Origin of the sequence: Arthrobacter sp. KNU40 (genome assembly GCF_051515115.1) — a bacterium.
GTDB lineage: Bacteria > Actinomycetota > Actinomycetes > Actinomycetales > Micrococcaceae > Arthrobacter.
On the sequence record NZ_CP195850.1, the window covers coordinates 2,795,092 to 2,816,782 of the forward strand.

The 21,691-nt window shown below is 63.6% G+C and carries 19 protein-coding genes; 13 read left to right on the forward strand and 6 right to left on the reverse strand.

The window, feature by feature from the left end; genetic code table 11:
* The first annotated feature begins 21 nt into the window (after window positions 1-21).
* Both ACSKT0_RS12900 and ACSKT0_RS12905 read left to right on the forward strand, forming a co-directional pair.
* Window positions 22-549: a hypothetical protein gene (locus ACSKT0_RS12900; RefSeq protein WP_437770168.1), complete on the forward strand. Its 528-nt coding sequence runs from the start codon at window positions 22-24 to the stop codon at window positions 547-549.
* 53 nt (window positions 550-602) lie between these two features.
* Window positions 603-2,012: an aldehyde dehydrogenase family protein gene (locus ACSKT0_RS12905; RefSeq protein WP_437770169.1), complete on the forward strand. Its 1,410-nt coding sequence runs from the start codon at window positions 603-605 to the stop codon at window positions 2,010-2,012.
* On the opposite strand, the gene ACSKT0_RS12910 is transcribed toward ACSKT0_RS12905, so the two are convergent.
* Window positions 2,002-2,751 (reverse strand): low temperature requirement protein A, encoded by a 750-nt coding sequence (locus ACSKT0_RS12910; RefSeq protein WP_437770170.1) that lies wholly within the window; start codon window positions 2,749-2,751, stop codon window positions 2,002-2,004. The two genes, ACSKT0_RS12905 and ACSKT0_RS12910, sit on opposite strands and share 11 nt — an antisense overlap.
* 173 nt (window positions 2,752-2,924) lie before the next feature.
* Between ACSKT0_RS12910 and ACSKT0_RS12915 the strand changes: the two genes are divergently transcribed.
* From ACSKT0_RS12915 to ACSKT0_RS12945, 7 genes are all read left to right on the forward strand, one after another.
* Entirely contained in the window at window positions 2,925-3,149 is a 225-nt protein-coding gene (locus ACSKT0_RS12915) for a hypothetical protein (protein WP_437770171.1), read from the forward strand.
* An 82-nt stretch (window positions 3,150-3,231) separates the two neighbouring features.
* A complete protein-coding gene (locus ACSKT0_RS12920) occupies window positions 3,232-4,263 on the forward strand; it encodes a LacI family DNA-binding transcriptional regulator (protein ID WP_437770172.1) in 1,032 nt (343 codons plus the stop codon).
* A gap of 201 nt (window positions 4,264-4,464) precedes the next feature.
* Window positions 4,465-5,817, forward strand: a complete 1,353-nt coding sequence (locus ACSKT0_RS12925) for an ABC transporter substrate-binding protein (protein WP_437770173.1) — start codon at window positions 4,465-4,467, stop codon at window positions 5,815-5,817.
* A 79-nt stretch (window positions 5,818-5,896) separates the two neighbouring features.
* Window positions 5,897-6,877, forward strand: a complete 981-nt coding sequence (locus ACSKT0_RS12930; protein ID WP_437770174.1) for a carbohydrate ABC transporter permease — start codon at window positions 5,897-5,899, stop codon at window positions 6,875-6,877.
* Window positions 6,874-7,773, forward strand: a complete 900-nt coding sequence (locus ACSKT0_RS12935) for a carbohydrate ABC transporter permease (protein ID WP_437770175.1) — start codon at window positions 6,874-6,876, stop codon at window positions 7,771-7,773. Before ACSKT0_RS12930 ends, ACSKT0_RS12935 begins: the two co-directional genes overlap by 4 nt.
* Before the next feature lie 50 nt (window positions 7,774-7,823).
* Window positions 7,824-9,335, forward strand: coding sequence for an arabinosylfuranosidase ArfA (gene arfA, locus ACSKT0_RS12940; protein WP_437770176.1), 1,512 nt, complete (start codon window positions 7,824-7,826; stop codon window positions 9,333-9,335).
* A 123-nt stretch (window positions 9,336-9,458) separates the two neighbouring features.
* Window positions 9,459-9,653: a hypothetical protein gene (locus ACSKT0_RS12945; RefSeq protein WP_437770177.1), complete on the forward strand. Its 195-nt coding sequence runs from the start codon at window positions 9,459-9,461 to the stop codon at window positions 9,651-9,653.
* Between the two features lie 583 nt (window positions 9,654-10,236).
* On the opposite strand, the gene araA is transcribed toward ACSKT0_RS12945, so the two are convergent.
* The 4 genes from araA to ACSKT0_RS12965 all read right to left on the reverse strand — a co-directional run bounded on the left by araA (window position 10,237) and on the right by ACSKT0_RS12965 (window position 15,377).
* Window positions 10,237-11,757: an L-arabinose isomerase gene (gene araA / locus ACSKT0_RS12950; RefSeq protein WP_437770178.1), complete on the reverse strand. Its 1,521-nt coding sequence runs from the start codon at window positions 11,755-11,757 to the stop codon at window positions 10,237-10,239.
* 51 nt (window positions 11,758-11,808) lie between these two features.
* Complete coding sequence (locus ACSKT0_RS12955; RefSeq protein ID WP_437770179.1) at window positions 11,809-12,501, reverse strand: L-ribulose-5-phosphate 4-epimerase; 693 nt, start codon at window positions 12,499-12,501, stop codon at window positions 11,809-11,811.
* Window positions 12,498-14,234 (reverse strand): ribulokinase, encoded by a 1,737-nt coding sequence (araB, locus tag ACSKT0_RS12960; protein WP_437770180.1) that lies wholly within the window; start codon window positions 14,232-14,234, stop codon window positions 12,498-12,500. The genes ACSKT0_RS12955 and araB overlap by 4 nt, the downstream gene beginning before the upstream one ends.
* 132 nt (window positions 14,235-14,366) lie before the next feature.
* A complete protein-coding gene (locus tag ACSKT0_RS12965) occupies window positions 14,367-15,377 on the reverse strand; it encodes a LacI family DNA-binding transcriptional regulator (protein ID WP_437770181.1) in 1,011 nt (336 codons plus the stop codon).
* A gap of 141 nt (window positions 15,378-15,518) precedes the next feature.
* Here ACSKT0_RS12965 and ACSKT0_RS12970 point away from each other — a divergent pair, with 141 nt between their 5' ends.
* The 3 genes from ACSKT0_RS12970 (at window position 15,519) to ACSKT0_RS12980 (ending at window position 19,569) form a co-directional block, all read left to right on the forward strand.
* Window positions 15,519-16,574 (forward strand): zinc-dependent alcohol dehydrogenase family protein, encoded by a 1,056-nt coding sequence (locus ACSKT0_RS12970; protein ID WP_437770182.1) that lies wholly within the window; start codon window positions 15,519-15,521, stop codon window positions 16,572-16,574.
* Window positions 16,575-16,684: 110 nt separating this feature from the next.
* Window positions 16,685-18,553 (forward strand): glycoside hydrolase family 15 protein, encoded by a 1,869-nt coding sequence (locus ACSKT0_RS12975; protein WP_437770183.1) that lies wholly within the window; start codon window positions 16,685-16,687, stop codon window positions 18,551-18,553.
* Between the two features lie 17 nt (window positions 18,554-18,570).
* Window positions 18,571-19,569: a zinc-dependent alcohol dehydrogenase family protein gene (locus tag ACSKT0_RS12980; protein ID WP_437770184.1), complete on the forward strand. Its 999-nt coding sequence runs from the start codon at window positions 18,571-18,573 to the stop codon at window positions 19,567-19,569.
* A gap of 123 nt (window positions 19,570-19,692) precedes the next feature.
* Here the strand turns inward: ACSKT0_RS12980 and ACSKT0_RS12985 are convergent, their stop codons facing one another.
* Entirely contained in the window at window positions 19,693-20,055 is a 363-nt protein-coding gene (locus ACSKT0_RS12985) for an SPW repeat protein (RefSeq protein ID WP_437770185.1), read from the reverse strand.
* 413 nt (window positions 20,056-20,468) lie between these two features.
* On the opposite strand from ACSKT0_RS12985, the gene ACSKT0_RS12990 reads away from it, so the two are divergent.
* A complete protein-coding gene (locus ACSKT0_RS12990) occupies window positions 20,469-21,689 on the forward strand; it encodes a sugar ABC transporter substrate-binding protein (RefSeq protein ID WP_437770186.1) in 1,221 nt (406 codons plus the stop codon).
* Window positions 21,690-21,691: the final 2 nt, after the last annotated feature.

A 21,691-nucleotide genomic window follows, 5' to 3' on the forward strand; every position in this document is an offset into this window, starting at 1 on the left:
GACTGACGATCGGTAAACGACATGCACACAATCCTTTCGTTGGTCATGCTGGCCTGCTGCGCCTTGGGGATCTGGAGCCCGATGCGGGAAGGCCTGTTCAGGAACCTCAGCCAGTGGGGGCCGATGGCACTCATGCTCGTGGCGATGGCGGACACAACCTTCGGGCCGGGCATTGTTCCGGGCGTCGTGTGGGGCCTGCTGCTTCTCCTCACGTCCCCTCTTCCGCTGGTTCTCCTGCCAAAGCATCGCCGCGGCGGCATGGAAATACACCGCTCCCTGTCCATCGTGGCCATGTTCGCCATCTTCGTCACAACCCTTCCCTCCGCCCCATCCGGTTCGATACACCCAACACATGCGCATTCGGGACCGGGTGGAGCGAACCCCGCCCTCGCAGTTGTCCTCGCGGCAGCGGTCATCGCCTATTCAGTCGTCCTGGCGGCCCGAACGCTGCGACTAAACGGCCGTAGACACCGTCGACAGGCCTCTGCATCCCTTGAGGCCATCTCTTCAGCGGGTGCGTTGGGCGCCATGATCCTGATGGCCGTTTGACCCCTGGAACGTTGTCCTTCGAAACCAATACCAACTCAGAGTGGAGTAAACCCTTGGAAAGCTACGACGCCCTCCTGGCTTCAATCACCCCGACCACCGGCGAAACCCGGACCATCCTCGACCCCGCCACCGGCACCGCCGTCGGCGAGGCTCCCGTTCACACCGTCGAGGACCTCGAACGCGCCATCACCGCCGCCCGGGCGGCCCAACCCGCGTGGGCTGCGCTGGGACACGACGCCCGGTCCGCCGCGCTGCTCAGGGCCGCCGACACCGTCGAGCGCTCCGCAGAGGAACTTGCCCGCCTGCTCTCCCGCGAGCAGGGCAAACCGCTGAACGGCCCCAACGCCCGCTTCGAAGTCGGCGCCTGCGCCGCCTGGCTGCGCGCCACCGCCGGCACCCCGCTGGACCCGGAAACCGTGGTGGACGACGGCGAAACCCGCGCCGAGCTGCACTACCGGCCCATCGGCGTCGTCGGCGCGATCGGCCCCTGGAACTGGCCCATGATGATCACGATCTGGCAGATCGCCCCCGCCCTGCGCATGGGCAACGCCGTCGTCGTCAAGCCCTCCGAATACACGCCCCTGTCCGTGCTCGCCCTGGCCGCCGTGATCAACGAAGAGCTTCCCGAGGGCCTCCTCACCGTGGTCTCCGGCGGCCGCGACGTCGGCGCCCGGCTCGCCGAACACCCCTCCATCGGCAAAGTCATGTTCACCGGCTCCACCGCCACCGGCAAAGCGATCATCCGCTCGAGCGCGGACACGGTAAAGCGCCTCACTCTCGAACTCGGCGGCAACGACGCCGGCATCGTCCTGCCCGACGCCGACCCCAAAGCCATCGCCGAAGGACTCTTCTGGGGCGCCTTCATCAACACCGGCCAGACCTGCGCCGCACTCAAGCGCCTCTACGTCCACGACTCGCTGTATGAGGCGGTGTGCACCGAACTCGCCGCCGTTGCCGCCGCGATGCCCATGGGGAACGGGTGGGACGAGGCGAACGTGCTGGGACCGCTACAGAACCGGCAGCAATACGACATCGTCGCGAAACTCGTGGACGCCGCCCGCGATTCCGGCGCCCGCATCCTGCTCGGCGGCAACCCCGACGACGGCCAGCCCGGCTACTTCTACCCCACCACCCTCGTGGCCGACATCGACAACGACAACCCCCTCGTCGCCGAGGAACAGTTCGGCCCCGCCCTGCCCATCATCCGCTACAGCACCGTGGACGAGGCCGTCGCCAAGGCGAACGCGCTCGACGTCGGACTCGGCGCCTCCGTCTGGTCCTCGGATCTGGAAGCCGCCCGCGAGGTCGCGGTACGCCTCGAAGCCGGCACGGTCTGGATCAACAAGCACGGCAACGTCGACCCCCGCATCCCCTTCGGCGGCGCCAAGCAATCCGGCTACGGCCTCGAATTCGGCGTCGAAGGCCTCAAAGCCCTCGGCGTCCCGCAAATCATCAACGGCTGACCCAACTGGCTCGCAGTTGTTGTCGTTTTGAGGCCCCAGAACCTGCGCCGGGGCCCCAGTCTTCGGACACCTCAGTGACGATCGTGAAAATGGACTCGCCGAGGACAATGATGACGAACAAGCCAAGCCGCTCAGATGCGTGCTCGATGTTGATCCCGCCGATACCCCGGTCAGGCCAAAGTCGGGCGCTAAGCGTCATCATTCCAACCTCGACAACGATCGCGGCAGCCCACAGAATGACAGCGATGTGGAGCGGCAAAGAGGCTGAGATGAGCCAGAGGACTGCGGTGCCGCCGTTGTAGATCCAGATGCGCCACGGAGTTTCGGACGAATTCCCGCGGTGCTGGTACAGCCACAAGATCAGCAGGACCACGCGAATGGCAGCATTGGCCAGCGAAAAGGCCCAGGCCCGTTCGCCAAAGGCCCCGGGCGCCGCGGCGGCCATGACGCTCGCCGCTGCCATGGCAGCGAGCATCGCTATGCCCAGCGCCCGGGACGACAAACCAGGCAGGAGGTTGACGACTGAAACAATGTTCACCCAGGCCCACCACGCCGGAAAGAAAAGCAGGACGAACGTACCGAATTCAGCCCATCCAGGATCACCGTGGATCCCGCGGGCAAGCTGGCCGACAAAGGCGACGAAGACGAGGTCGAAGAACAGTTCCATCCAGTGCACGCGTCGGGGGTCACGGGCCACCTCGTGTGTCAGCGCGCCAGAAGCCGACGACTTATCCATCATTGACCCATGCTATTGGCTGGCTAAGCGCTAGTGGCTCCTGGCGACGAAGAGAGGCTGTTCATACAGGTACCCGGAATGCACCTGACAAGGCCTGAGATAGTAGCATTTGTAATGCATGAATACCCCTGCAATGGGCGTCCTGCGGACAGGGAAGTTGGGGACAAGTAAAGGCAATGGATTCGGAACCGGTACAGCCAGAGGTAAACCCGCGATTCAGCAACACCCGGAAACAGAATACCGAGCTTGCCATCCAGCAACTCCGGGACGGTGGGTTCACCACCATTCAGATAGATGAATTCGTCGAGACGTTGCGCCGTATGGAGGCAGACGAGTCGATCCTCGCGCCCCTGACAAATGCCTTGTTCGCCATGAACGTCTCAGTCCAGTGGCTGATGTAGCGACGATTCTCCCCTTCCATTCTTTCCAACGATGTAATCTGCTTGTAAAGCCGAAGCTGACTTGCGTGCGGAAGAAGGAAAAGTGGCAGTTACCATGCGGGATGTGGCCCAGGCGGCCGATGTGTCAATCAAGACGGTGTCGAACGTCATCAATGACCATCCGAACATCAAATCCGAGACGCGCGAGCGGGTATTGCTGGCCATCGAGAAACTTGGCTATCAGCCCAATCTCTCTGCCCGTGGGTTGAGGTCAGGCCGCACGGACGTCATCAGCCTCATCATCCCGGATTTGAAGAACGCATACTTTGCCGAACTTGCCGACGCCGTGATGACGGCCGCCTCAAAGCGCGGGAAGGTCGTGATCATCGAACAAAGCGGGGGCTCGCGGACACGCGAGCTGGAGATCCTCCATGGCCCCCGAATGCGAATGGTCGATGGCGTCTTGTACAGCGTGCTTGGCCTGGGCCAGGAGGACGTGGGCCTCATTGATATTCCGACGCCCATGGTCCTCCTGGGCGAGCGGATTTTTCATGGCCCCACGGACCACGTGACCATGCAAAACATTGAGGCTTCACAAGCAGCTACGGAACACCTCCTGCAGCGCGGACGAACGAAACTACTCGCCTTTGGCGCCCATCGAAATGAAGTCATCGGCTCAGCCGGGCTCCGCCTGGAAGGTTACCGCCGCGCCTTGCGGAACGCGGGGCTGGATTACCGGGACGAACTGGCTATCGACGTCCAGTCGTGGCACCGGTCCGACGGCGCCCAAGCCATGCGGCAGGTCTTGGAGTCCGGGCTCGAGTTCGATGGCGTCGTGGCATTCAACGACTCCATCGCCCTGGGTGCCATGCGTGTCATGCAGGACGCTGGACTGAGAATCCCCGAGGATGTCGCGATCATCGGATTCGACGACATCGACGAGACCCGGTATTCGTTACCAACGTTGTCGACCATAGATCCGGGCCGGCGGGAGATCGCCGAGACCGCCGTCGCGATGCTCCTGGAACGGATCGACGGCGCGGCCGAAGCAACGCCCGCCCGCGAGTTTGAAGCGGATTTCAAGGTCATCAGCCGGCAGTCCACGGCGATCAAGTCCGCCGAAGACTCCGCCTAATTTTTTCTTGACATGTAAGTCGGGTCACATCATCATGGATTTACAACGATTACTTACATCGATGTAAAAGCTTGGGATTGTCCTCTCGCCCCAACTTCCGAGTCCGTCCGGCCCCCACCAGCATCCATTGGCTGGAGGACGGCCTACCCTCACTGCTCCACCTCCGACGACGACGTCCATGCACGACCGAAGGGAAACTACGTGAACAAGAAAGCAATCGCAGCAGCAGTATCAGCCGCTGCCTTGGCCGCCACAATGGCAGGGTGCAGTGGCGGCGCGGATGCCGCAAGCGCGGGCTCCAACACGACCAATTGCACCAACAAGATCGTCCATGCCGACGCTCCGAAGGTCTCCGTGTGGGCGTGGTACCCGAACATGGCCACGGTCGTGGACAACTTCAACAACTCCCACGCCGATGTCCAGGTCTGCTGGACCGTGGCCGGCCAAGGCGCCCCGGAGTATGCGAAGTTCCAAACCGCTATCCAGGCCGGCAAGGGAGCCCCTGACGTGATCATGCTCGAGGCCGACCAGCTGACGGGTTTTGAATTGCAGAACGCACTTGTCGACCTGAGCAAGTACGGCGCCGGAGACGTCAAGAAGAACTTCAGCGCCGGCTCCTGGAAGGACGTCTCGCAAGGCGATTCGGTCTACGCGATTCCGGTCGACGGCGGGCCCATGGGCATGATCTACCGCAAGGATGTGCTGGACAAGTACGGCATCAAGCCGCCGACGACCTGGGCGGAGTACGAAACGGCCGCGCAAAAGGTCAAGGACGCCGGCGGCCCCGCATTCGGAGATCTTGGCAGCAATGTTCCTGCCGCCCTGACCGCCCTCATGGCCCAAAAGGGCGCCGTTCCCTTCACTTATGACCTGGCGGACCAGAAGAACATCTCCATTCACCTCGACAGCCAGCCGGCCAAGGACGTGCTGAACTACTGGGCCGCGCTCGTGAAGAAGGGTCTGGTGGCCACCCAAGACCAGTTCACCACCGACTACATCTCAGGAATGATCGGCGGCAAGTACGCCACGTACATCTCCGCGGCTTGGGCTCCCGGCTACCTCACCGGATCCGGAGTGGGTAAGGGCACCGAGAAAGGAACATTCGCCGCTGCGCCGCTCCCCCAATGGGATCCAAGCAACCCCGTCTCCGTGAACTGGGGAGGATCCACCTTTGCCGTCACCTCGCAGGCGGGTGACCAGAAGCTCGCCGCCGAAGTCGCCAAGGGCCTCTACGCCGACGACGCCTCCCTCACGGATGGCTGGAAGACCCAGACAATCTTCCCGCTCAACCAAAATGTGCTGAAGTCGGATGCGTTCACCAACAACGCGGTCGATTTCTTTGGCGGGCAGACTGCAAACAAGGACATTTACATCCCGGCCGAAAATGCCTACAAGGGATTCAGTTACAGCCCGTTCAGTGTCTACTACTACGCACAACTGCAGGCCGAGACGGTCAAGATCAACGCCGGCAAAGTCAGCGGGGACGAAGCAGCCACTGAGCTGCAAGGCATCATGGTGAACTACGCGAAGAGCCAAGGGTTCACTGTCAACTGACCACTCCTCCCGTTCCGCCCGGCCCCGCGGCCGGGCGGAACGGGACGGAATCGATCGATAGAAAGTTGCAGGACAGCTCATGGCAGTTCACGGGTCAACGGTGACGTCGTTGCCGCATACTTCCGCACCGGACACGGTGAATCCCCCGCCCACTCCCGAACGCAGAACCCGCAGCGACAAGATGAATGCACGGCGCGCCCGGACCGGCTGGCTCTTCATCGCACCGTTCGGCGTGGTTTTCGTAGCGTTCCTTCTGGCTCCGCTTGCTTACGCCCTCTACCTCAGCCTGTTCACCAAGGGCCTGGCGACAGGTACGCGGTTCAGCGGTTTGGAGAACTATCTCCACGCCTTCTCGGATCCACAGTTCCTCAAGGGCGTCTGGTTCGTGGTTCGCTTCTCCTTGGTCCTTATCCCGGTCCAGATGGCCGTCTCCCTGGCGGCCGCGCTCGTGCTCGATCACCTCACCTCCCGGCTCGCCAGGTTCTCCCGGCTGATGATCTTCCTGCCGTACGCAGTGCCCGCGGTCATCGGCGCCCTGATGTGGGGGTTTCTCTACAGTCCGACATTCGGCCCGCTTGAGCAGCTTTTCTCCTTGTTCCACGCGCCGGCGCCTTTCCTGCTCAGCCAGGACAACGTCTTCTACGGCCTGCTCAACGTTGTGACGTGGCAGTGGGCCGGCTATTACATGATCATCATTTACGCGGCATTGCAGGGAATTGATCCGACGCTGTACGAGGCCGCCAAGATTGATGGCGCGTCCGAAAGGCAAGTTGCTTTTCGCATCAAAATACCCCTCGTTTCTTCGGCGCTGGTGCTCATTCTTATCTTTGCGCTGATCGGGACGCTGCAGTTCTTCTCCGAGCCGCAAATCCTCGGGCCGGTAGCGAACGGCAGCATCACCCCGGATTTCACCCCGAACATCTACGCGTTCAACTTGGCCTTCGGATATGCCCAGTTCAACTACGCCTCGGCCATCTCCTTCTCCCTTGGCATCGTCGTCTTCATCGCGGTGTATATCTTCATGTTCGCGACCCGCAAGAAAGGGAGCAATCTCTCATGAGCACACCGACAACACATCTCCCGGCTACAACCCGGTTGTCGCGGCCCCGTCGCCGCAACGTTGTGGCTCATGTCTTTCTGGGCGTCCTGGTCTTGTATTTCCTGGCTCCCATTTGGTGGCTGTTCGTTGCCAGCACGAAGGATGCACAAGGGCTTTTTGCCGGCTCTTCCGGCGCTATGTGGTTCGACAAGAATTTCAACCTGATCGCAAACATCCAGGAGCTTTTCGCCTACAACGGCGGGGAGTATGTGCAGTGGCTCGGTAATTCGCTGCTCTACGCTGTCAGCGGCGGCTTGGGAGCGACGGCAATCTCGGTCCTGGCCGGTTACGGCTTCGCCAAGTACAAGTTCCGGGGCCGGAACCTTACGTTCGCGTTGCTGCTCGGTGCCGTAATGGTCCCCATGACGGCGCTGGTCATCCCGACATTCATCCTGATGTCCAACCTCAAGCTCACAGATACCGTGTGGGCGGTCATCCTGCCGTCCCTCCTAAGCCCCTTCGGCGTCTACCTGATGCGGGTTTACACCGCAGAAGCCGTGCCTGATGAGTTGCTCGACGCGGCCAGGGTGGACGGAGCCGGCGAACTGCGGACCTTTTTCCAAGTCTCCTTGCCCTTGCTTCGGCCGGCGCTCGTGACTGTCCTCCTGCTTTCCGTCGTCGGGACCTGGAACAACTACTTCCTGCCCTTGGCCATGTTGTCCACGGAGAGGCTCTATCCACTCACGGTGGGCATAGGCCTCTGGGAGCAGCTGGCCTCATCCAACAACGGCGGTGGCCACTCGCTCTGGAGCCTGATTGTGGTCGGTTCGTTCATTTCCATCATTCCCCTCGTGGTGGCATTCCTCACCCTGCAGAAGTACTGGCAGGGTGGCCTGTCTCTCGGCAGCCTCAAATAGGCATTCAAAGCACCCTTTCTCTTCCCGCTACCTCTCACTGAAAGCAGACAATGGTTTCCGCACGCCTTACGATCGACCCACAATTCGCAGTGGGCGCAGTCAATCCCCGCCTCTTCGGTTCGTTTGTTGAACACCTCGGACGCTGTGTCTACGACGGCATCTACGAACCCGCTCACCCCAACGCCGACGCCGACGGTTTCCGCACTGACGTGATTGAGCTCGTCAAGGAACTCGGTGTCTCCACCATCCGCTACCCGGGCGGCAACTTCGTCTCCGGGTTCCGCTGGGAGGACAGTGTTGGACCCAAGGAACACCGCCCCCGCCGCCTCGACCTCGCTTGGCACTCCACCGAAACCAACGAGATCGGCATGCACGAGTTCAGCACATGGCTGGAGAAGGTGGGCAGCGAACTCATGCTGGCCGTCAACCTCGGCACCCGGGGCACGCTGGAAGCTTTGGACCTGTTGGAGTACTCCAACATCCGCTCCGGGACGGAGCTGTCGGACCGCCGCGCCGCTCATGGCCGGGCGGAGCCTTTCGGCGTCAAAATGTGGTGCCTCGGCAATGAAATGGACGGCCCGTGGCAGTTGGGCCATCGCTCCGCTGACGACTACGGCAAAATCGCATCGCAGACCGCGAAGGCAATGCGTCAACTGGATCCTTCAGTTGAACTCGTGGTCTGTGGCTCGTCCAGCGCCCATATGCCCACGTTCGGAGAATGGGAGCGCGTAGTACTCACCCACTCCTACGAGGACGTCGACTACATTTCGTGCCACGCTTACTACGAGGAAAAGAGCGGCGACCTGGACTCGTTCCTTGCCTCCGCTACCGACATGGACCACTTCATTGAATCCGTTGTGGCAACAGCGGACCACGTCAAGGCCGTCAACGGAAGCACGAAAACCATCAACATTTCCTTCGACGAATGGAATGTGTGGTACCTCGAGCGGTTCCATAAGGTCGACAAAATCGAAGGGCTGGACAACTGGCCCAAGGCGCCGCGGTTGCTCGAGGACGCGTATTCCGTGGCCGACGCCGTCGTCTTCGGCAACCTGCTGATCTCATTGCTCAAGCACGCCGACCGTGTCACCTCCGCCTCCCTCGCGCAGCTGGTCAACGTGATCGCTCCCATCATGACCGAACCCGGGGGGCCGGCGTGGAAGCAGACCACCTTCTTCCCGTTCGCGTTGACATCCAAACTGGCCAAGGGAGTCGCCCTGGATGTGAAGCTGGAAGCGGACAGCTACAGCACGGAGGCCTACGGCACCGTCCCGCTCATCGACGCCGTCGCGACCTACGAGGCGGACGCAGCTGCGACGTCGGTCTTCCTAGTCAACCGATCACGGACTGAAGAAGCAACGGTCACCATCGACCTGACGGCGCTTGACGGCGTAATCGTCATGGGTGCCCACACCCTTTCGGACGCGGACGTCTACGCCAAGAACACGCTAGAGGATCGGGACCGCGTGGGCTTGCAGCCGAACAAGAGCGCCGTCGTGCGCAACGGCGTCGTCGAAATCACCCTGCCTCCCGTCTCCTGGACGGCGCTGAACCTCGGCTGACTTTGCTGGATCGGTCAAGTGCCAAGCGACATCCCGGTCCGAAGACCGGGATGTCGCTCCTATTTTGCAGCACCGCGGATTGAACCTCTTTTGGAGACAGCCGCCCGGTGGGACGATTTTGACATGAGCGAAAACGACAACCAAAAGCTCGTGTCCCAGGCTGCCGGCCAGAGCCTTCCCAGGGAAAAGGGAACTTTCGTGGAGGAATACGAACACCCGACCACGCACCAGATGCGCATCATCGGTCAGCGGCGGACCGAGGCGGAAGCCAAGCTTGAGCGGCAACAGCGCAAGGCTCGGGAGAAGTTCCACGAATAAAAGACCCGCTTAGGCAGCCGGAGCCGAGTCGAGGTCTTCGCCGGGTGCCCCCCTGGTGACTGGTAGCTCCAGACGATCCGCGGGCGAAGACTTGAGCCGAGGCCAGCCGCCCGATCGCGCGTCCAACGCAGCGAGCGGGAGCACGCTGTGGACAATGTAGTCGCACGCCGCCGGGCCTATCATCACCAGATCCTCGCATAGTTCTCCGCGGTGTCCGGGAGCGATGCCGGCCGCCCGAAGGCTCGCCCTGAACGTCCTGGCTCTCACAGGTTCCGAAGCCTTAAGTCCGCACCAGCTGATGTACAGACCATACAGTTCTTCGAAGCTGAGGCCGTCCTCTCCGGAACTCCGGGAGACGCACTCATTGAGGAAATTATCCAGCGGTACTTTCGCCATCGTTGCCCCCTGCGCCTTGGCAGCTCACCGGCTGCGTTTCCATAGCTACAGCTAACAATGTGATCCAAAACAAGGAACCTACCTGAATACACAGAAATTTAAGGGCGTCAGTTGCCCTTGTCAACTAGATACTCAGGCGTGAAGGCGCGGCGATGATCCCCGCAGACCAGCCGGAATGCCTCTCCGTTCACAGCCCGCCGGCGAGTTTGTAGTAGGCGGCGTTCCAGGCGAGTTCCTTCTTGAACTGCCGGATGGTGGTGCCGTCGTCGATGGTGAGCAGTTCGGTCCGGGCGATTTCGGCGAAGTCTTCGAACACGTCCATGCCCACCTGGGTGGAGAGGAGGGTGTGGTGCGCGGCGCCTGCGGTGAGCCAGGCGGCGGCGGAGGTGGCGAAGTCGGGCTTGGGCGACCAGAGTGCCCGGGCGACCGGGAGGTTGGGCAGCGGTTCGTCGAGGTCGACGACGTCGACGGCGTTCGCCACGAGGCGGAACCGGTCGCGCATGTCCGAGAGCGCGACGACGATGCCGGGCCCTGAGTCGGTGTCGAAGACCATGCGGACGGGGTCTTCCTTGCCGCCGATGCCCAGCGGGTGGATCTCCACGCGGGGCTTGGTGGCGGTCAGGGAGGGGCAGACCTCGAGCATGTGCGCGCCGAGGATCTTCTCCTGCCCCGGGGTCAGGTGGTAGGTGTAGTCCTCCATGAGGGAGGCGCCTCCGGGGAGCCCGGCGCCCATGACCTTGGCGGCCCGGACCAGGATCGCGGTCTTCCAGTCGCCTTCGGCGCCGAAGCCGTAGCCGTCGGCCATGAGCCGCTGCACGGCCATTCCGGGAAGCTGGCGCAGCGCGCCCAGGTCCTCGAACGACGTCGTGAACGCGGCCGAGCCGTTGGCCTCCAGGAAGGAGCGGAGGCCGAGTTCGATGCGGGCGCTGTAGCGCAGCGAGTCGTGCCGGGCACCGCCGGCACGCAGTTCCGGCGCCACTTCGTAGAGGCGTTCGTACTCCGCGACGAGGGCGTCGACGTCGGACTCCGGCGCTCCGTGGACGGCGTCGGCGAGTTCGTTGACGGGCCAGGTGTTGACCGAGACGCCGAAGCGCAGCTCGGCTTCGGTCTTGTCTCCTTCGGTGACGGCAACGTTGCGCATGTTGTCCCCGAAACGGGTCAGCTTCAGGGTGCGCACGGCGGCCCAGCCGGCCGCGGCGCGCTGCCAGGCACCCACCTGGCGCGTCACCTCGGGGTTGGAGACGTGCCCGACGACGGTCTTCCGCGGCACGCCGAGGCGGGACTGGATGTAGCCGAATTCGCGGTCACCGTGGGCCGCCTGGTTCAGGTTCATGAAATCGAAGTCGATGTCCGCCCACGGCAGGGCCACGTTCGCCTGCGTGTGCAGGTGCAGGAGCGGCTTGCGGAGCAGATCCAGTCCCTGGATCCACATCTTGGCCGGGCTGAAGGTGTGCATCCAAGCCGTCACGCCGATCACGGCGTCGTCCGAGTTCGCTTCCAGCGCGGTGCGCCGGATCGAGTCCGCATCCGTCAGCACGGGCTTCCAGACCAGCTTCACCGGAACAGCGGAGGACCCGTTCAGCGCTGCGGCGATCTCCTGGGACTGCGCGGCGACCTGCTTGAGGACGTCCTCGCCGTAAAGGTGCTGGCTGCCCGTGAGGAACCAGACTTCGTAGTGATCGAGAGACGTGTTGTGGGCGGTGGGCATGGGTTTCTCCTTGAAAAGTTCGTGGGTTGGAAGGCCTGGCGGCAGGCCGCGTCAGCGGCCATAGACGTTCTGGTACCGGTCGTAGAGGGACTCGATCTGGCCCGCGTCGATGGGCAGCGGATCGCCGAGCTGCCGGGAAATGTGGACCGTGCGGGCCACTTCCTCGCACATGACGGCGGCCTTGACGGCGGAGCGGGCGTCCTTGCCGATGGTGAACGGGCCGTGGTTCTGCATCAGGACCGCCGGCGAATGGGAGGCCCTGAGTGTTTCCACGATGCCGCGGCCGATCGAGTCGTCCCCGATCAACGCGAACGGGCCCACCGGGATGGTGCCGCCGAATTCGTCCCCCATCATGGTCAACACGCACGGGATCGCCTCACCGCGCGCGGCCCAGGCCGTCGCGTAGGTCGAGTGCGTATGCACCACGCCCCCGACGTCGGGCATGTTCCGGTAGACGTAGGCGTGCGCGGCGGTGTCCGACGACGGCGACAGTTCCGGGTTGCCCCACTCACCCTCGCGATCGCCCGCAACGGGAACCCCATGGAGGTCGGTGACCACCATGGACTCGGGAGTAAGCTGCTCATAAGAAACCCCGGACGGTTTGATCACCATCAGGTCCTGGCCGGGTACGCGGGCAGAGACATTGCCCGCGGTCCACACCACGAGCTCGTAGCGGGTCAGTTCGGTGTGCAGGGCGCAGACCTCGGCCCGGATCCTGGCAATCGTCTCCAGCAGGGCGCTCATGCGTTGCTTCCTTCCAGAACGGGATTCATTGGCGCGGTTTGGTGTGCCGAGCGTTGCATCTTCTTGAGCCGGTGCATGACCTCGTTCGCTCCCCTGCCGAAGTAGTCGTGGAGGGTCTGGTACTCGGCGAACAGTTCTTCGTAGGCGGCGACCCTTTCCGGGATCGGCGTGTAGACGGCTCCGGGTTCGGATCCCATGGCGGCCGCGGCCGCCCGGATGTCCGGGTACTCCCCCGCGGCGACCGCGGCGTGGATGGCAGAACCCAACGCAGGACCCTGGGCGGAACCGATCGTGGAGAGCGGCAGCCCGGTGATATCGGCGTAGATCTGCATCAGCAGCGTGTTCTTCAGGAGCCCTCCGGCGACGATGAATTCCTTCACCGGCACCCCCGCGTCGCGGAAGGCGTCAACGATAGTGCGGGTGCCGAAGGCCGTGGCCTCCAGCAGCGCCCGATAGATATCTTCCGGGCGGGTCGCCAAGGTCTGGCCGACGATCACTCCGGACAGCTCGTGATCCACCAGGACCGACCGGTTGCCCGAGTGCCAGTCCAGGGCGATGAGTCCGTGTTCACCGATTTCTTGGCGGGCGGCGAGTTCGGTGAGGTACTCGTGGATCCCCAGGCCGAGTTCACCGGCGGCTTCGTGGTATTCGGGCGGCACGCCGTACTTGGTGAACCAGCCGAAGATGTCTCCCACCCCGGACTGGCCTGCTTCGTAACCCCAGAGGCCGTCCACGATCCCGCCGTCGACTACTCCGCACATGCCCGGCACCTCGCGCAGGACATCCGCGTTCATGACATGGCACGTGGAGGTGCCCATGATCGCGACAAGCTGCCCGGGCTCCACGGCCCGGGCAGCCGGCGCGGTGACGTGCGCGTCGACATTCCCGACCGCGACGGCGATGCCCTCGCGCAGGCCGGTCCAGGCGGCGGCCTCGGCCGTCAGGTAGCCGGCGGCATCGCCGAGCCGGCCGATCGTGTGGGCCAGCTTGGTGGACACGAAGTCCTTGAAGTCCGGGTTCAGCGCCGCAAGGAAGTCTTCAGCCGGGTATTTGCCGTCCTGGTAGATGCCCTTGTACCCGGCGGTGCAGGCATTACGCACATAGTTCCCGCACAGCTGCCAGACGATCCAGTCCGCGGCTTCGACCCAGTGGTCCATCTCCGCGTACGCGCCCGGGTCCTCCTCCAGCAACTGGAGGCCTTTGGCGAACTCCCATTCAGAAGAAATGAGCCCACCATAGCGCGGCAGCCAGGCTTCGCCGAGCTCGGCTGCCAAGGCGTTGATGCGGTCCGCCTGCCCCTGGGCAGCGTGGTGCCGCCACAACTTCACATACGCATGCGGCCGGTTGGCGAAGCCGGGAAGTTCGCTGAGCGGAGTGCCGTCGGCCTTCACCGGCACCATGGTGCACGCCGTGAAGTCGGTGGCGATCCCGACGACGGCGGCCGGATCGATCCCGGCGTCGCGCACCGCGGCGGGAACCGCATGACGCAACACCTCGCGGTAGTCCTCCGGCACCTGAAGCGCCCATTCCCCCGGAAGCCGGACGCCTGTGCCATCAGGTCCATCCGCCAGATCGCCGGGCAAAGCCTCGGTGATGACCGCGTGCGGGTAGTCGAACACGCCGCTTCCCAGTTCCTTGCCGTCCCTGACCCGCACCACGACCGCCCTGCCGGAAAGCGTGCCGTAGTCCACGCCGATGACGTAATGTTCCTTGCCGTCCGCTGTGACGCCCATGAAAATCCTCCAATAGCCAGTCCGCAGCCTTGCGGACTCGTCCAATTGTGAGCGCTAACAATTCGCACGTCAAGACAACAGTGTCAAGGCAGCAGCGTCAAGGGCCCACCGCCCACTTGAAACAAAAGGCGATCAGTCGGGGGCGGAAGTACTTTGGCGCACCACCAACTCCGGCTCCACCACGGTGGTGCCGACGCTTTGCCCGTCCTCGATGCCGCCCAGCATGAGGTCCATGCAGCGCCGCCCGAGTTCTTCGAAGTCCTGGCGCACCGTGGTCAGCGGCGGCGTGAAGTAGCCGGATTCGGGTTGGTCATCGAAACCCACCACCGAAACGTCCTCGGGCACGCGGACGCCCGCCTCGCTGAAGGCCCGCAACAGGCCCAGGGCCATCTGGTCATTTCCCACGAAAAGCGCGGTGGCCGTCCTTTCAGCGGCGAGTTTCCTGCCGATGTCGTAGCCGCTGCCGGCACTCCAGTCCCCCACCACCAGCAGATCATCCTCAAGGCCCGCGGCCCGCAACGCCGCGCTCCACCCTTCGGCCCTGGCCACGCCGTCGATCCAATCCTGCGGGCCGGCCACGTGTCCGATCCTGCGATGTCCTTGATCAAGCAGATGCCTCACGGCCAGTTCCGCGCCGCGCTGCTGGTCTACCATCGCTCCGCTGACGAAGGCGTCGCCCATCGATCCGACGGCCACCACGGGAACCCCGGCATTCACTTCCGCCAACGCCAGCAGGGTCTCCGAATGCGGCACGATGACGACGATCCCCTCCACGGACTGGTCCAGGAAATGCCGGACTGCATCAAGAATCGCCTCACGATTGACCGTCCTCAAAGCTGCGATGCTGACGAAATAGCCGGCATCCCTCGCCGCCTGTTCGACGCCCAGCAAGGTGTTCGCCGGACCGTATTGCGCCAGCTCACTGGCCAGGACACCGATGGTCTGGGAGCGACGGGTCACGAGGCTCCGTGCAGCAGTGTTGCGCCGGTAACCCAGTTCGGCGATCGCCGCCTCGACACGCTCACGAGTGCCCTTGCTGACGTTGGGGTGGTCGTTGATCACCCGGGACACGGTCTGGTGCGAGACTCCCGCCCGTTCCGCCACATCCTCAAGCCGTGGCAAGCGCCCGCTGCTTTTTGTCATGGAGCTATTCTGCGCGACTTGGACGCCAAGCAGCGAACGTGGCCGTTGCGAGTCCGGGCTGAGCTACCGGCCAGTACAGGACCATAGGCGCGGCGGGGATAGACTCGATTCAAGCCCACCAACCACCATTTGAGGAGCCCCATGCGCGCCACCATCATCCACGGTCCCGGCGACATCCGTGTTGAAGACCGTAACTTCCCCACGATCCAGCTGCCCACCGACGTCGTTGTCAAAGTCACCGCCTCCTGCGTCTGCGGATCGGATCTGTGGCCGTACCGCGGGGTCAAGCCCACCCACCAGCCTTCGGCCATTGGACACGAATTCATCGGCACGGTGGAAAGCATCGGCGACGACATCACGGGCTTGGCGGTCGGCGACTTCGTCATCGCTCCCTTCCTGGTCAGCTGCGGCGCCTGCCCGCAATGCTTGAACGGCGTCACCGTTGCCTGCGATCATTTGGCAGGTTGGGGCGGCAAAGATGACAGCGGGCACGCGATCGACGGCGGCCAGGGCCAGGCCGTGCGCGTACCGCTCGCCGAGTCGACCCTCGTCAAGGTTCCCGGCGTCACGGAACCCGACGACGCCCTCCGCGCGAGCTTGCTGACGCTTTCCGACGTGATGGCGACCGGCCACCACGCCGCCCTCGCGGCAAAGGTCGGCCCCGGCAGGACGGTCGTCGTCGTCGGCGACGGCGCGGTAGGGCTCTGCGGCGTGCTCGCAGCGAAGCGGCTTGGAGCCGAGAGGATCATCGCGATGTCCCGCCACGCGGACCGCCAGGCGATTGCCCTCGAGTTCGGGGCCACGGACATCGTCGCCGAGCGTGGCGACGACGGAGTGGCCAAGGTCCGTGAGTTGCTGGGAGGCGTTTTGGCCGACTCCGTCCTGGAGTGCGTCGGGACCAAGGAATCCATGGAACAGGCACTGCACAGCGTCCGCCCGGGCGGCGCCCTCGGCTTTGTCGGTGTCCCGACGGGCGGAGCCGAAGCCCCGCTGCGCTACTTGTTCGACACGAACATTTCGATTGCCGGCGGCATGGCTCCGGCTCGCACCTATATCCCGGAACTGCTCGCCGACGTACTCGAGGGAAAGATCAATCCGGGACGGGTCTTCGACACCGTGATGCCGCTCGAGGACGCCCCCGAGGCCTACCGCGCCATGGACGAACGGCGCTCCATCAAGGTCCTGCTCACTCCCTGAGGGCATGGACCCGCAAGCCCCGGGCGGGATGGGGGGACTGTGGCGTGCGCGCGGGAACGGCGGGAGAATCCATATAGGAAGCCTCGCCTGAACCCAAGGGAGTGAACGGAATGATCACTGGTGCCCAAGCGCGTCCGGTGGCTAACCAGGACGGGTATTTGCCCATCGAGGATCACGGACTTATCGGCGATGGGTCCACGTGCGCTTTGGTGGGACGGGACGGCGCAATTACCTGGCTTTGCCTGCCGGAATTCGACAGTCCCCCGTTCCTGGCGGGGATCCTTGACGCGGATTCAGGCGGCCGTTTTGAAATAGCCCCTCTTCGCACTCTGGCATCCTCCCAGCGCTACACCGAGGATTCCTGCGTGCTGGTCACGTCCCTCGTGTCGGATCGCGGCGTGCTGCAGGTGACGGACGGACTTACGCTGCGTGCCGGCGCCGACTTGTCGGAGCCGGTGCCGGCCGGCCGTTCCGAACTCCTGCGGCACGCGCGAGCCGTGGGCGGCGACGTCCCGCTGCGCATCAGCCTGATACCGAAGGCTGGTGTCACCTTTGACGCCCTGGCCACCGGCTGGAGGTTTGATTGGCGGCAGGACGGAGTGCAGGAAGTTTACCTGTGGTCCTCCGTTGAACTGATCCCTGACGGCCGTGGCTTGTCCGCCGAATTGACGCTTCGCGCCGGAGAGACCCTGACCATGGTCCTGCACTGGTCGGGACGGTTCCGGCTTCGTCAGCATCCCGAGAGCAAGAAGCTCATCGACCAGACCGTGTACGCCTGGCGCCGGTGGGCGTCGAGCCTGGACTGCGAAGGCTCCCAAGCGGAGTTGATGAAGCGTTCGGCCCTGACGCTGAAAATGTTGGATCACGCCGAAACGGGGGCCATCCTGGCGGCCGCCACCTCATCCCTGCCTGAGTGGCCAGGGACGTCGCGGAACTGGGACTACAGGTACACGTGGGTCCGCGACGCGTCCTTCTCCAACTATGTGTTCAGGCGCATTGGCGACCCCAGTGATGCGGACGTCTTCCTCGCCTGGGTCCTGACCAACGTTGAGCGGGACGGTGTCCCGCACGTCATGTACGCCTTGGACGGTTCCCAGCCGCCCGAAGAGGTGCAGGATCCACAGTTGAGGGGATACCGCGGCTCGGCCCCGGTCAGGTGGGGAAACGGCGCCCGCCACCAACTTCAGCACGATGTGTACGGTGAAATCGTCGATATCGCATACCAGTGGTCGGGCAGCGGGAAGCGAGTCGATGAGCGGCTCTGGGCCGCACTGATCCCGATCGTGGAAATGGCCATCAGGAACTGGAGGGCTCCGGACTCGGGGCCTTGGGAAATCCGGGACAAAAGCAGGCCCTTCACCTACTCGGCGGCGCTATGTTACGTCGCGATCGACCGCGCCATTCAGATCGCGCGGAGGGACGGGCTTCCCTATCCCAAGCGCCGGTGGGAGGCCACGGCCCGGCGAATCCGGCAGGCTGCCCTGACGCAATCCTGGGATCCACGGCGGCGCACGTTTACCGAGAATCTGGGCGGCCATGGCGGACTGGACGCGTCCTTGTTGACCCTTCCTGTCCGCAACGTCATTGATTTCGACGATCCGCGGATGGTGTCCACTACTCAAGCCATCGCCGCAGAGCTCGACGCCGGCAACGGACTTTTGTTCCGCTACCTGCCAGAGGTTTCTCCCGATGGCCTGCCGGGGAGCGAAGGGGCGTTCCTCCTCTGCAGCTTCTGGTTGGTGGACAACCTGGCCGGACAAGGGCGCGTGGATGAGGCCCACGAACTCTACGAGTCCCTCTGCAGCCGAGCGAATCCACTGGGCCTGCTTCCCGAGCAGATCCACCCGGATACCGGCGAATTCCTCGGGAACTTCCCGCAGGCGTTCAGCCATGTGGGAGTACTGGCCAGCGGCCTGCGTCTGCTGAAAGCCGAGCGGCGGGCCGCGAACGCCGGCTCCACCGCGGAGAAGCAGATCTAGCGGCGGGGCAGGGCCCGATGCGTGCATGGTGGGTCCGGGAACCGGGTCCGATTGAATCCCGGCCGCTTATTTGGGGCGAACGGCCCGATCCGCACCCCGGGCGGCGGGAGCTCCTCGTCCGCGTCCGAACGTGTGGTGTCTGCCGCACGGATCTGCACCTCGCAGAGGGTGACCTTGCGCCGCGGATGCCGAACGTCGTACCCGGCCACGAAGCGGTAGGAATGGTCAGCGAGGCGGGCGAAGGGTGCGTGAGGTTCCGGCGCGGCGACAGGGTCGGAGTGGCCTGGCTCGGCGGAACGTGCGGGACCTGCGCGTATTGCCGCCGTGGCGACGAGAATCTCTGCCTCTCCCCTGTCTTCACCGGATGGGACAGGGACGGCGGCTACGCCGAACAACTCACGGTTTCCGAGGATTTCGCCTATGCCATCCCGCCTCAGTTTTCGGACGAGCAGGCGGCCCCTCTCTTGTGCTCCGGCATCATCGGGTACCGGGCCCTCAAACTGGCAGAGCTTCCGCCGGGCGGCCGACTGGGCATCTATGGCTTCGGAGGCTCTGCCCATCTCACGGCACAAATGGCGCGCCACCAAGGAGCGCAGGTCTACGTGATGACCCGTTCGGAGCCTGCCCGCGAACTGGCGCGTGAACTGGGCGCCGTGTTTGCGGGCGACGCGTACGATTCCCCGCCGGACCCACTCGACTCGGCGATACTCTTTGCTCCCGTCGGGGACCTAGTTCCTGTGGCACTCAAGGCGTTGGACCGGGGCGGGACCCTCGCCATTGCAGGCATCCACCTCAGCGACATACCGCCCCTGAACTACTCCTCTGATCTCTTCTACGAGCGCAGGCTTCGCAGTGTCAGCGCCAATACGCGGGCGGACGGAGAGGAGTTCTGGTCCCTGGCCGCGGAAATTCGGCTGGCTCCTACCACGACCGCGTATCCATTGTCTGAGGCCGATAGGGCGTTACGGGATTTGGCCGGCGGCCGCATTACCGGGGCTGCCGTCCTGAAAGCCTGAACTGCGTATGACCTGTGTAGGGTCGGAATACTGAAGCAAGAGACGGCGATCGGCGGGTCCTATGACGGCCCGCCGGTCGGTATTCCCGCTGTTCAGTGTTTCAGCACCTCACGGTTCAGCACTTCAGTGCGAAGGGCTGACCATGTGATGCCGGTGTTCCTCGGTGCTGGGCTTGATCGCCATCGCGGTGACGACGAGCGCCACCAGGCCAGCGATCCAGGATGTCCAGGCGACTCCGGCTTGCATGGAGTAGGAGCCTAGCCACGGAGAAAGGAACAGCAAGGCACCGAATGCTGCCTGCACCCACTCCATGACCGGCGTTCCGGGCATGGCCAGATTGATGACACCGCTAACGATCAGCAAAACGCCGAACACGACCATCAGGGCAGCGGACGAGCCGGCCGCCGTGGTCCAGATGACCGACAGAGCAGCATAGAGACCGGCGATAACCGTGACCCAATCCTGCCATCGCGTCCATTTCTTCATTGAACCCACCTCTGTGATGTGGACTGCATCCCGGGGTACGGAGCATGTACTCCGGTATTGATGTAACAAAATCCGTATGCAGCTACTTCCCGACGAACGCGTACGGGATTAGTCCGCCGTCGTCGAATCCTGCCGCTCACGAAGCCTTGCTAACAGCGGACTTCCGGTCTACAACGTAGTCATAGAGCAACATTGACGAACATGCCCGCCGTCGCCGGCACGTCCGTCCAGAGAGGACCCCGTGATATCGAGTCGCTGGTCATAAAGTCGCAGTCAGCCCAGTGCTGACTTATCGACGTCCGTTGGTGAGAACCGCCGTGGCCTCCGGCGTGGACCTGCGTCCGGCGCCAACGCCCAGGTTCCGGCCCGACCCCGCCAGGTCGCTTGCAGTCGAAACCAATGGAAGGAAAGAAATGTCAACCATGAAGGTCCCGGCACGAAGCGCCGGAACCGCCTTCATTGCAACTCTCGCTATCACGGCGCTCGCCGCCTGCTCGAGCACGAGCACATCGACGACGTCGAGCACCACGAGTCCCGGAGGAGCGGTACCGCAGATCTCCGCGGATGCGTTCACGGCCGATTTCTCGGCAATGAAACAGCTCACCTCCCTCGCATCACAAGGCAAAGGGATGGTCGGCGTGCTGCTGCCGGACACCACCACTTCCGCGCGGTACGTCACCTTCGATGCCCCCTACCTGAAGAAGGCCTTCGAAGCCGCTGGACTCGACTCCTCAAAGTTCAAGATCGACAATGCGCAGGGCAGCGCAAGCACAATGCAGACGCAGGCCGAGGCTGACATCACAGCCGGCGCGTCAGTGCTCCTTGTCGACGCCCTCGACTCCGGCTCCGGCGCGGCCATCGAGGCGGCCGCCAACGCGCGCGGCGTCAAAGTGATCGACTATGACCGGCTCGTCAAAGGCGGGGCGAAGGATCGCACCTACGTCAGCTTCGACAACGTCAAGGTTGGCCAGCTGATCGGCCAGGGCGAGATCACGTGCATCGCAGATTGGAAAGTCACCAAGCCGAACATCCTGGTCATGGATGGCGATCCGACCGACAACAACGCGAAGCTGTTCGCCGAAGGATATAACGGGGTACTCAAGCCGCACTTCGACAACGGCGAGTACGTCAACGTCGGAGAACCCGCCGGCACCTGGACACCCTCCGTGGCACAGACGACGTTCGCCCAGCAATACACCGCCCACCCGAACATCAACGCTGTGGTCACGCCTAACGACGACAACGCCAACGCTGTGATCGCCTACCTGCAGAGCAAGCAAATTCCCGCCAAGACCTTCCCGACCACGGGACAGGATGCGTCATTGTCCGGCCTGCAGAACATCCTGAAGGGATACCAGTGCGGAACGGTGTACAAGCCGATCTACTTTGAGGCCCAGGCGGCCGCCGCGGCAGCCCTCTACCTGCGGGCGGGCGTGACCGTTCCGTCAACCCTTGTCAACGGCAAGACCACGGACGACACCGCGAAGTCCGACGTCGGATCGGTCCTGCTGACCCCGCTGTGGGTGACCACGAAGAACATGGCGGACACCGTCGTCAAGGACGGCGCCGTAACGAGCTCTTCGCTGTGCATCTCGCAAGTGAAGGACGCGTGCACCGCGGCAGGTATCCAGTAGTC

Coding starts and splice junctions, on each gene's coding strand:
- ACSKT0_RS12900 (WP_437770168.1), top strand. CDS start 22: ATGCACACAATCCTTTCGTTGGTCATGCTGGCCTGCTGCGCCTTGGGG.
- ACSKT0_RS12910 (WP_437770170.1), bottom strand. CDS start 2,751: ATGATGGATAAGTCGTCGGCTTCTGGCGCGCTGACACACGAGGTGGCC.
- ACSKT0_RS12915 (WP_437770171.1), top strand. CDS start 2,925: ATGGATTCGGAACCGGTACAGCCAGAGGTAAACCCGCGATTCAGCAAC.
- ACSKT0_RS12930 (WP_437770174.1), top strand. CDS start 5,897: ATGGCAGTTCACGGGTCAACGGTGACGTCGTTGCCGCATACTTCCGCA.
- ACSKT0_RS12935 (WP_437770175.1), top strand. CDS start 6,874: ATGAGCACACCGACAACACATCTCCCGGCTACAACCCGGTTGTCGCGG.
- arfA (WP_437770176.1), top strand. CDS start 7,824: ATGGTTTCCGCACGCCTTACGATCGACCCACAATTCGCAGTGGGCGCA.
- ACSKT0_RS12945 (WP_437770177.1), top strand. CDS start 9,459: ATGAGCGAAAACGACAACCAAAAGCTCGTGTCCCAGGCTGCCGGCCAG.
- araA (WP_437770178.1), bottom strand. CDS start 11,757: ATGCCCACCGCCCACAACACGTCTCTCGATCACTACGAAGTCTGGTTC.
- ACSKT0_RS12955 (WP_437770179.1), bottom strand. CDS start 12,501: ATGAGCGCCCTGCTGGAGACGATTGCCAGGATCCGGGCCGAGGTCTGC.
- araB (WP_437770180.1), bottom strand. CDS start 14,234: ATGGGCGTCACAGCGGACGGCAAGGAACATTACGTCATCGGCGTGGAC.
- ACSKT0_RS12965 (WP_437770181.1), bottom strand. CDS start 15,377: ATGACAAAAAGCAGCGGGCGCTTGCCACGGCTTGAGGATGTGGCGGAA.
- ACSKT0_RS12970 (WP_437770182.1), top strand. CDS start 15,519: ATGCGCGCCACCATCATCCACGGTCCCGGCGACATCCGTGTTGAAGAC.
- ACSKT0_RS12975 (WP_437770183.1), top strand. CDS start 16,685: ATGATCACTGGTGCCCAAGCGCGTCCGGTGGCTAACCAGGACGGGTAT.
- ACSKT0_RS12980 (WP_437770184.1), top strand. CDS start 18,571: ATGCGTGCATGGTGGGTCCGGGAACCGGGTCCGATTGAATCCCGGCCG.
- ACSKT0_RS12985 (WP_437770185.1), bottom strand. CDS start 20,055: ATGAAGAAATGGACGCGATGGCAGGATTGGGTCACGGTTATCGCCGGT.
- ACSKT0_RS12990 (WP_437770186.1), top strand. CDS start 20,469: ATGTCAACCATGAAGGTCCCGGCACGAAGCGCCGGAACCGCCTTCATT.